The following is a 9,152-nucleotide window of genomic DNA, read 5'->3' as shown; positions in this document are numbered from 1 at the left end:
TTCACCCGCTACCAGATCGAGAGCCAGATCGAGTCCGCCTTCCAGCGCGAGGTGCGCCTACCCTCCGGCGGGGCGCTGGTTATCGACCACACCGAGGCCCTCACCTCCATCGACATCAACTCCGCCCGCGCCACCAAGGGCGCAGACATCGAAGAGACGGCGCTCAACACCAACCTGGAGGCTGCGGACGAGATCGCCCGCCAACTGCGCCTGCGGGACCTGGGTGGGCTGTTCGTCATCGACTTCATCGACATGACGCCCGCGAAGCACCAGCGCGAGGTGGAGAACCGCCTGCGTGAGGCGCTGAAGCAGGACCGCGCCCGGGTGCAGGTGGCGCGCATCTCCCGCTTCGGGCTGCTGGAGATGTCGCGCCAGCGGCTGCGGCCGTCGCTGGGGGAGTCCAGCCAGCACGTCTGCCCCCGTTGCAAGGGTCAAGGCACCATCCGCGGCGTCGAGTCCCTGGCGCTGTCGGTGCTGCGCATCATCGAAGAGGAGGCGATGAAGGAGAGCAGCGCGCGCATCCTGGCCCAGCTGCCGGTGGACGTCGCCGCCTTCCTGCTGAACGAGAAGCGGCGCAAGATCCTGGAGATCGAGCAGCGCCACCGGGTGGACGTGGTGCTGATCCCGAACAAGCACCTCGACACGCCGGACTATTCCATCGAGCGCATCCGCGTCCAGGACGCGGACCGCCGCAGCGAGGACGAGCCGAGCTACACCCTCGCCCATGTGCCAGAGCACGCGTTACCGGCCTTCCCCGCCAACCGGCTGGCCGCCAAGCCCCAGGAGCCCGCCGCTCAGGGCGCAACGCCCCGCCCGCCCGCCCCCCCCCCCCCCCCACCGCCCCACCCCCCCCCCCCCCCGCCCCCCCCCCCACCCCGCACCCGCCCGGACCCCGCCCACCAGGAAAGCATGCTGAAGAAGCTGTGGGGCATGCTCTTCGCGCCGCCAGCGGAAGGCACGGATGCGAGTGACGATGGTGCCAACGCCGCCCCAATGCAGCCCCAGGCGCACAGTACCGCGCGCCGCAGCGATGGCGCGGGCGGCGGCGAGCAGCCGCGGAAGCCACGCAGCCAGCGTCGGAGCGACAACTCCCAGCAACGGCGCAGCAAGCCCAATGCCGAGACCGCGTCCGAGGCGGGCGGCGCCGCCGGCCAAGATCAGGACCAGCCCAAAGGGCGTAATCGCCGTAGTCAGACTACCCCCCGCGGCGACGAGGGCGAGCGCCAGCGCAGCTCTAGACGCAGCAGCCGGGGTGGCCGCTCTCGCCGCAGCGGCAGCGGACAACGCGACCATGCGGAGGCCAATGCCGGCGACGGCCAGTCCGCAGCACAATCCGACACCGACGCAGCGGCTGATGCCAGCACTGCGAAGGAGCAGAAGTCAGCCGCAGGGCAACACCTGATGACCCGCGGCGACACACTGCCTATGACCATCACGGAGCCACGGGTGACGGACAATGTCCCGCCCACCGGCGCCACGCCCCCCGGCGAGGACACCCGCGCCGGCGCCCAGGCAGGCGGAAAAGCGCCATCGGATGGCAAGGCTGCGACCACCGACAGCGGCGAGGGCGGAGGCGAGGAGCAGGGCAGCGCCCGCAGCCGCAGCAGCCGCCGGCGGCGCGGCGGCCGCCGCCGGCGCAGCAGCAGCGCGCGCGAAGCGAGCGCGAGCGATCAGGGCACCGGGGAAACCAGCGGCGGCGATGGTCAGGATGCCGTCGGAGGCGATGCTCCAGTCGCAGATGCTCCGGCTGCGGGTGCCAAGACAGCCGAGGCGAAAAAGCCGCCGGCGTCGAAGCCGGAGGGCGACAGCGAAGCTCCCAAGGCCCGCACGAACCCACAGCGATCCAAGGGCAACGGCGCGTCACAACCAGGTCCGAGCCAAGGCGCCGACCGCCCCACCTCAGAGCCGGCCGGAGTCACTGCCCCCGAAAAGCCGATACAGGCGACGGAGGCCCCAGCGCTTGGCACAACGGGCAGCGGGCAGCCCAAGCCCAGTGGCGAGAGCACCGCCGCCGAATCCGCCGCGGCGCCGCCCCCGCACAAACCGCCACCCGAGTCGGCCCCAGCCGGATCCCTGTCGGAGCGGGAGGAACCGGGACCGCAACGCGCCACCGGCCAAGCGGGCGGTGGTGAGCAGGCAGGCTCGGGCTGAGCCCCAGCGCCGGGGCGCCAGCCGCAGCTCGGCCGCGGGCCCGCAAGATGGCCGTCATTTCGGTTGGCCGACGGCTCCTGTACCATGGAGAGCCGATATTCCGGTGCCACCGCACCGGCAGCCCAGCCCCGCGAGCCATTCTGACGCACTGACAGATGCTCCATCTGTATCTCACCAGTACAGCCCGTTTCCTCGGCATGGCGGCCGAAGCCCTGTTCCGCTCGCCGGACGGTGTGAGCCGTCTGCGCTTACGCCGCGTGCTGGTGATGCTGGGCTTCCTGCCCGTCTTCGCAGTGGTGCAGGGGCTCCACTGGCTCGGGTTGCTGCTGGATGAGGTCTTCTTCCGCGGCTATCGGCGAGTCGATATCCGCAGGCCGCTGTTCGTGCTCGGCGTCCCGCGCAGCGGCACTACCAACCTGCACGCCGTCCTGGCAAAGGATCCGCAATTCACGACCTTTTCCACTTGGGAGTGCCTGTTCGCGCCCTCCGTGTCGCAGCGGCTCTTCTGGCGCGCGCTGGGCCGACTCGACGCCCGTCTCGGCGGGCCGCTGCGCGCGCTGCTGCGCTTCCTCGAGCGGCGGTTCTTCGCCGCCCTGGAGGACGTGCACGCCATGAGCCTGGAGACGCCGGAAGAAGACTATTTCGCGCTGATGCCGGCGCTGAGCTGCTTCATTCTTGCCCTCCCCTTCCCACGGGCGACGCACCTTTGGCGCATGGGCAGCTTCGACCGCGACATGCCGGAAGCAGAGCGCCGGCAGCTGCTTCGCTTCTACGCCGACGCCCTGCGCCGCCACCTGTACGTGCATGGACCGGACAAGTGCCTGTTGTCCAAGAATGCCGCCTTCGCGTCCATGGCCAACAGCCTGGCAGAGCACTTCCCAGATGCACGCTTCTTGGTATGTCTGCGCGATCCGCTGGAAACTGTGCCCTCGCAGTTGAGCTCCATTCGATCCGGGCTCGAATTTTTTGGCGTGCCCGCGGACAGCGCCCCCATTCGCGAGCGTTTCCTAGACCAGCTGGCCTTCTACTACGACAACCTCCGCACCCTGAGCGAATCCGTTGCGCCAGAGCGCACGGTCACCAAGACCTTGCCGCAGCTGAAGGCGGATCTCGCGGAGGCCGTGCGCGATGCCTATGACAAGCTGGAACTGTTGCTGACGCCCACTTTCGCTGCCACGCTGACCGAGGCGACGGCGCCGGCCCGCGCCTACCGCAGTACGCATCGCTACGACCTCGCGGAGCTTGGGCTGGACGCCGATGCCATCACTCAACGCTTCGCCGGTGCCTACGCCCATCCGGCCCTAGGCGATCCGCAGCCGGCGGCGCCCACGACGTCGGCAACCGTGCTGCACCGACGCCCAAGTCCGCCGCCGGCGACGAGCATGCCTGCACGAAGGCACGTCGGGGGCCTGTCGTGATGCTGAACCCATCTCAGGACAGCAACGACATGCTCAAGCCCACAGCCGATCCCGAACGCAATGCTTTGGACGGCACCGGGCTTCGCATCGCGATCGTGTCGGACGCGGCCCCCGAGCGCAACGGCGTCGGCGCCTATTATCGGGACCTCGCCGAGCACCTGAAGGCTGTGGGCGTCCGCGTCGATCTGATTTCCCCACGCTTCCGGGCCGGGCATTGGTACGGTGGCCTGCCGCTACCCTTGCCTGGCGACCCGACGCAGCGCTTCGTGCTGCCCTCGCTGCCGCTGGTGATGCGTCGCATGGCGCGCTTGCGCCCGGACGTGGTCATCGTGCCCACACCTGGTCCCTTCGGGATGCTGGGCATGGTACTCGCCAGGCGCTGGCACGCGCGGCTGGTGGTAGGCTTCCACACCCACTTCGAGCGGCTCGCGGAGCTGAATGACGACTGGGTGCTGCGCGGCAAGGTGGCACAGGCCTATCTCAACACTTGTAACCGCGCCCTGTTTCATGAGGGGGCGTTGGTGCTGGCCAACTCCCAGGAGATGGTCGACATCGCCCGCAGCATCGGCGCCAAGCGAGTCGGCCTCATGGGCACGCCCCTCCCGAAGGCCTTCCTCGACACGCCGCCGCAACCGCTGCGCGCCGGCGTGGGGCGCGTGCTCTTCGCCGGCCGCTTGGCGCCGGAGAAGAATCTGGGCGCCGTCGTGAACGCCGCTGCTGCCCTGCCCGACATGCAGTTCCAGGTTGCCGGCGACGGCCCCCTGCGGCAATGGCTGCTGGAGCAGGCAGAAGGCTTGCCGAATCTGCATTACGTCGGCTGGGTGAAGCGCCAGCAGATCATGCCACTCATCGACAGCGCAGACGCCCTGGTCCTGCCCTCCACGGTGGAGTCTTTCGGCACCATCGCGCTGGAGGCCATGGCCAGAGCGCGGCTGGTGGTGGTGTCCTCGCAATGCGGGATCTTGAGCTGGGACAGCCTGGAGCGCGGCCTCTTCCAAATCCGCGCCAACGAGACGCTCGGAGAGACCCTCGCCAGGGTGCGCGCCTTGGACCACGCGATCCTGCAGCGCAAGGCCGATATCGCCCGCGACGGCGCACGCGAGCTCAACGATCGCAATCTACGGCACTGGCTTCGGGTATTGCGAGATCAAGAGACGGCTGGCGCCGATGATGTCCCCGTCTGAGCAACGGCCGGCGCCGCCCACCGACGCGGCGCAGCCCGTCGCGAATGACGCGTGCCCCTTGACCCTGGTGTCGGTGCACGACCTCATGCCCGCCACCATGCCTGCAGTTCGCCGCACCCTGGACCTGCTGCGACGGCATCGAGTGCACCCGGTCACGCTGCTCGTGGTGCCGGGCACAGGCTGGAACGCCCAGGGCATCGACGAGCTCCGCGCACTGCAACGCGCGGGTCATGTGCTCGCAGGCCACGGCTGGGAACATCGGGCCGAGCGCATTCGCGGCCTCCGCCACCGCCTGCACAGCCTTTTTCTGTCCCGCAACGTCGCCGAGCACCTGGCGCTGGATGCCGACGGCGTTCTCGCATTGATGCGCCGCTGCCGGGACTGGTTCGAGCAGCACGACCTGACGTCGCCGAGCCTTTACGTGCCGCCCGCCTGGGCGCTCGGCGGCGTGTCCGCCGCTGCGCTCCGCGAGGCCTCGCTGTTCCGCCAGGTGGAGGTCTTCGGTGGCGTGCTGGACACCCACACCGGCGCTTCTGTGCATGTCCCGGTACTGGGCTATGAGGCAGACGCTGCCGTGCGCGTCCCCGTGCTGCGGCTCTGGAATGCCCTCAGCCGGCGGCGGGCGGTGCAGGCCGGGTGCGTGCGCATCGGCATCCATCCACAGGATATCGACCACCCACTGCGGGCAGACCTGGTGGCGGATCTGAAGCGCTACCGGCGCTTTGCGAGTTACAGCGCCCTGCTGGACGGCGCGGCCGCCGCACCGGAGGGTCGGCGGCTGACGGAAATCGGCCGGCGTCTTGATCCCAGCCGCTGAGGACTGCCCTTTTCCGGCTTATAGGTGCCGGCGACGGATCTCGTCCAACAAGCCGACGGCAGCCTCCTCCACCATGTCGAACACGGCGTCGAAGCCGCCGGCAGCGCCGTAGTAGGGATCAGGCACCTCGCGCATGCGCGCCTCGGGGGCATAGTCCATGAGCAGCGCCAGGCGCCGCTCCAGGCCGCGCCCGGGGGGGCAGATGGCGGATAGGGCGTGGTAGTTGTCCTGGTCCATCGCCAGCACATAGTCGTAGCGTTCGAAATCCTCGGGCGCTGCGCGGCGCGCGCGCAGGTCCGCCAGATCGATGCCGCGGCGCAGCGCCGTCTCCCGGGCCCGCGGGTCCGGGGGCTCGCCGAGATGGTAGGCGTGTGTGCCGGCGGAGTCGATCTCGATATGCTCCGCCAGCCCTGCCTCCTCCACCAGCTTACGGAACACCCCCTGCGCGGTGGGCGATCTGCAGATATTGCCCATGCAAACGAACAGGACCCGGACCTTGGCGATTTGCGTCATAGGGCTCTCTTCACAGCGGTGCGACATGCGGTAAATGCCGAGGATTCTAGCATCCGGAGGCACGGCTGCCCGCGCATCGGCGCGAGTGACGGATCACGGCGAGCGCCGTCCACCGAACGGCAGCCAGGACTCGCGCATACGTCGCTGCAGGCGCAGACGCTCCGCGGCGCGGTGCCCCTCCCCAAGGCCACCTGGACGCGGGCGCGACAGCGGCGGCATGATCGTTCCCGGTTGGTCTCTTGGCCCAACCTGCGGCGCGAAGCGCCGCGCCCGCCTTGCATCCAGACGCTCGGCGCGATCCAGACGCTGATCCAGGGCACGCAGGTCCATGCGCTGACGGCGCTCAATAACGGACAGCTCGCGCTCATCGCGCCGATCCAGCGGACCGACCCGATCGCGGTAGGTATGCTGATCGCGCTCCAACTGCAGCCAGCCGGCCGCGCCGGTGCCATCGGCGGCGAGCAGCGCCCCCGGCGACGCCAGGCCGACACAGAGAGCAATGCACAGCGCTGCGCAGAAGACGCGGCTGACAACCGGACAACCGGCGAACGCGGACAGGACTGCAAAACCACGCAACGCACCCATTCGGTGCAAATCCGGCCCGACACGGTAAACATTCGAACATCGCTGCCGACGCGCTGGCCGCAGCACATGGGTTATCAGCGCATCAGCGAGTGCTGATGCGCGCAGTGGGGCGGATTTGGAAAAGTTGGCATTGGACATGCTTGAAGTGAACTAGAGGCGGAAATTCCCTCTCTGCCGTTTCCGTCCTCTGACCTCCTCAGTGGTGAATTGGCCCCGCGACCCCGCGGGGCTTTTTTTTGCCGCCACCGCCGACGCGACCGCGATCGATGCGGGCCGGCCCCGTCCCAGCCGTTGACGGCCACATGGAAGCCGGGCACCGCCGCGAACTCGCGCTACACCGCGCCGAGGCCTATCGCCCGGTTGATGCCGTCGCCATGGGAGGGTGCGGAAACCGACAAGCCGCCCTTACTTCCTGATTACTGCAACAGACTCGGCACCGCCATGCAAACCAACCACGAGCTCCTGACACAACTGCGCACCCATCTCGGGCGTCGTTGCCTGCACGCGGGCCGTCACTGGCGGCTCGTGGAGGTCCTGGCGGCGGACGGCCGCCTGGTGCTGGAGAGTCAGGAGGCTGAGCCGCCCATCCAGCCGGACCAATACGGTAACGCCGCCTTCCGCGGGCCGGAGCATGTGGAGCTCGCGCTGTTCACAGATCAGGGCGAGACCACGGCGGACGTGGCTCGACTGCTGCAGGCGCTGAACCGCACCGACGGCTGAAGCCTCGCCGGTCAGCGCGCGCCGGCGGCAAGCCATCGGAGCACGGCCTCGACATCGTCCGCGGTGTCCACACCCGGTCCGGGCACCGACTGCGCCTGAACGACCTGCAACGGCTCGCCGTGCCATAGAACACGCAGTTGCTCCAGCGACTCCGCGATTTCCAGCGGTGACGGCGGCCAGCCCACGAAGCGCTTGAGAAAGGCAATGCGATAGGCATAGAGTCCGATATGGCGCAGAAAGGTGGTGTGCCGCGGCAGATGGGCGCGACTGCCTAGGAACTCGTCGCGATGCCAGGGGACCGGCGCCCGGGAGAAGTAGAGCGCGACGCCGTTCGCAGCGGTGACGACCTTGACCACATGCGGGTCGAACAGCTCACCGGCCGCGGTGATGGGGGTCGCCAGGGTGGCCATCTCGGGACCCGCAGCGTCAGTGAGGGCCGCGGCAACCTGGTCGATGTTTTCCGGCGGCATACAGGGCTCGTCACCCTGCAGATTCACGACAATACTGTCCGGCGCCCAGCCCCGCGCCGCCGCGACCTCGGTGATGCGCTCGGTGCCGCTTTGGTGATGCGGTGCGGTAAGCTCCGCGTCGGCGCCGATCTCACGGCAGTGCGCGAGCACCCGCTCGTCGTCGGTGGCGACGACGACCTCGCTGGCCGCGCTGGCCCTGGCCTGCTCCCAGACGCGCGCCAGCAAGGTCTTGCCGCCGATGTCCAACAGCGGCTTGCCGGGCAGGCGACGGGCTCCGTAGCGGGCGGGGATGACGACGCGAAAGCTGTTCTGCATGGCATTGGCTCCGACGCAGGTGTTTGCCGTGGGTTGATGCTCCCTCCGCCCGGTGCGTGTCGGGGCAGCCCAGTTGCGAGCCCGCCTCAGCGGCGGGCGCGCTCGCTGGGCAGAATGCCGCGCGCCGCGAGCAGCCGATCCAGGGCTGCCGTGAATGCCGGCGCCGGGACCGCTGTCACCGGCACAAACCAAAGCTCGGGCCACCGCGCGTCGGGCGCTGCGCGCAGCCGGCGGCACTTCACCGCGTCCTTTTCGGTCATCAGCACCCGGCCTGCGCCCCAGCCCGCGATCTCGGCAGGCGTGAACCGATGGTGATCCGGATAGGGCCGGGCGTCTACCCGCAGCCCCTTGGATTCGAGCATCCGAAAGAACCGTCCGGGGTTGCCAATGCCCGCCACGGCCGTCACCGGCCGGCCAACGAAAGCGGCCAGGGGCTGGACCTGCTCGGGCGCTGCGAGGCTCAAGGCAGCGCCCGGGTGCAAAACGAGCGGTTCTATACCGGGTTGACCGCCGCCGGTGGCGATGGCGAGATCCGCCCGCGCCGCGCGCCGCACCGGCTCGCGCAGGGGACCCGCCGGCAGGCAGCGGCCGTTGCCATGGCCGCGCTCGCCGTCTACCACCAGGATCTCGCAGCAGCGCCGCAGCCGGTAGTGCTGGAGGCCGTCGTCGGCGACCACGACGTCACAGCCGCGGCCCACCAGTGCACGGGCCACCTGGACCCGGTCCCGCCCCACGGCGACCGGCACACGGTCATCGGCGGCCAGCAGCACCGGCTCGTCGCCGAACGCCGCTGGGTCGGCATCCGGGTGCACAAAGCGCACCGCCCGGGCGCCCCTCCCCCCGTAACCGCGGGCGGCACTGCCGGGACGCAGGCCCAGCGCGATGAGAAGCTCCGCCAGCCACCTGCCCCGCCGCGCCTTGCCGGTGCCGCCGCCGCCCCGGTTGCCGCCCCAGAGTACCGGGGCCCCGGCCCGCACCC

The 9,152-nt window shown here is 69.7% G+C and carries 9 protein-coding genes; 6 read left to right on the top strand and 3 right to left on the bottom strand.

Annotation, left to right across the window (positions count from 1 at the left end):
- The 4 genes from I6U14_RS14360 to I6U14_RS14345 all read left to right on the top strand — a co-directional run.
- Nucleotides 1–2,151 (top strand): ribonuclease E/G (locus tag I6U14_RS14360; protein WP_296900200.1); only part of this gene is annotated, 2,151 nt, incomplete at its 5' end.
- A 155-nt stretch (nt 2,152–2,306) separates the two neighbouring features.
- The gene (locus I6U14_RS14355; protein WP_296900199.1) at nt 2,307–3,569 is read left to right on the top strand and encodes a sulfotransferase; all 1,263 of its coding nucleotides are present in this window, start codon (nt 2,307–2,309) and stop codon (nt 3,567–3,569) included.
- A gap of 29 nt (nt 3,570–3,598) precedes the next feature.
- Nucleotides 3,599–4,753 carry a glycosyltransferase gene (locus tag I6U14_RS14350; protein WP_296900198.1) on the top strand — a complete coding sequence of 385 codons (1,155 nt, stop codon included), beginning with the start codon at nt 3,599–3,601 and terminating at the stop codon, nt 4,751–4,753.
- Nucleotides 4,737–5,570: a polysaccharide deacetylase family protein gene (locus I6U14_RS14345; protein ID WP_296900197.1), complete on the top strand. Its 834-nt coding sequence runs from the start codon at nt 4,737–4,739 to the stop codon at nt 5,568–5,570. Before I6U14_RS14350 ends, I6U14_RS14345 begins: the two co-directional genes overlap by 17 nt.
- 18 nt (nt 5,571–5,588) lie before the next feature.
- Here the strand turns inward: I6U14_RS14345 and I6U14_RS14340 are convergent, their stop codons facing one another.
- On the bottom strand, nt 5,589–6,083 hold the full coding sequence (locus I6U14_RS14340; RefSeq protein ID WP_296900196.1) for a low molecular weight protein-tyrosine-phosphatase: 495 nt from the start codon (nt 6,081–6,083) through the stop codon (nt 5,589–5,591).
- A gap of 231 nt (nt 6,084–6,314) precedes the next feature.
- Here I6U14_RS14340 and I6U14_RS14335 point away from each other — a divergent pair, with 231 nt between their 5' ends.
- Together I6U14_RS14335 and I6U14_RS14330 are read left to right on the top strand one after the other, a co-directional pair.
- Nucleotides 6,315–6,764, top strand: a complete 450-nt coding sequence (locus tag I6U14_RS14335) for a hypothetical protein (RefSeq protein ID WP_296900195.1) — start codon at nt 6,315–6,317, stop codon at nt 6,762–6,764.
- Nucleotides 6,765–7,109: 345 nt separating this feature from the next.
- On the top strand, nt 7,110–7,388 hold the full coding sequence (locus I6U14_RS14330; protein ID WP_296900194.1) for a hypothetical protein: 279 nt from the start codon (nt 7,110–7,112) through the stop codon (nt 7,386–7,388).
- 11 nt (nt 7,389–7,399) lie between these two features.
- Here I6U14_RS14330 and kdsB read toward each other — a convergent pair whose 3' ends face one another.
- Both kdsB and lpxK read right to left on the bottom strand, forming a co-directional pair.
- Nucleotides 7,400–8,173, bottom strand: coding sequence for a 3-deoxy-manno-octulosonate cytidylyltransferase (gene kdsB, locus I6U14_RS14325; RefSeq protein WP_296900193.1), 774 nt, complete (start codon nt 8,171–8,173; stop codon nt 7,400–7,402).
- 86 nt (nt 8,174–8,259) lie between these two features.
- Nucleotides 8,260–9,152: tetraacyldisaccharide 4'-kinase (lpxK, locus tag I6U14_RS14320; protein WP_296900192.1), on the bottom strand; the 893-nt coding region annotated here is incomplete at its 5' end.

This window comes from Thiohalocapsa sp., from assembly GCF_019695415.1.
Lineage (GTDB): Bacteria > Pseudomonadota > Gammaproteobacteria > Chromatiales > Chromatiaceae > Thiohalocapsa.
This window is presented reverse-complemented; position numbering and strand designations above follow the sequence as displayed.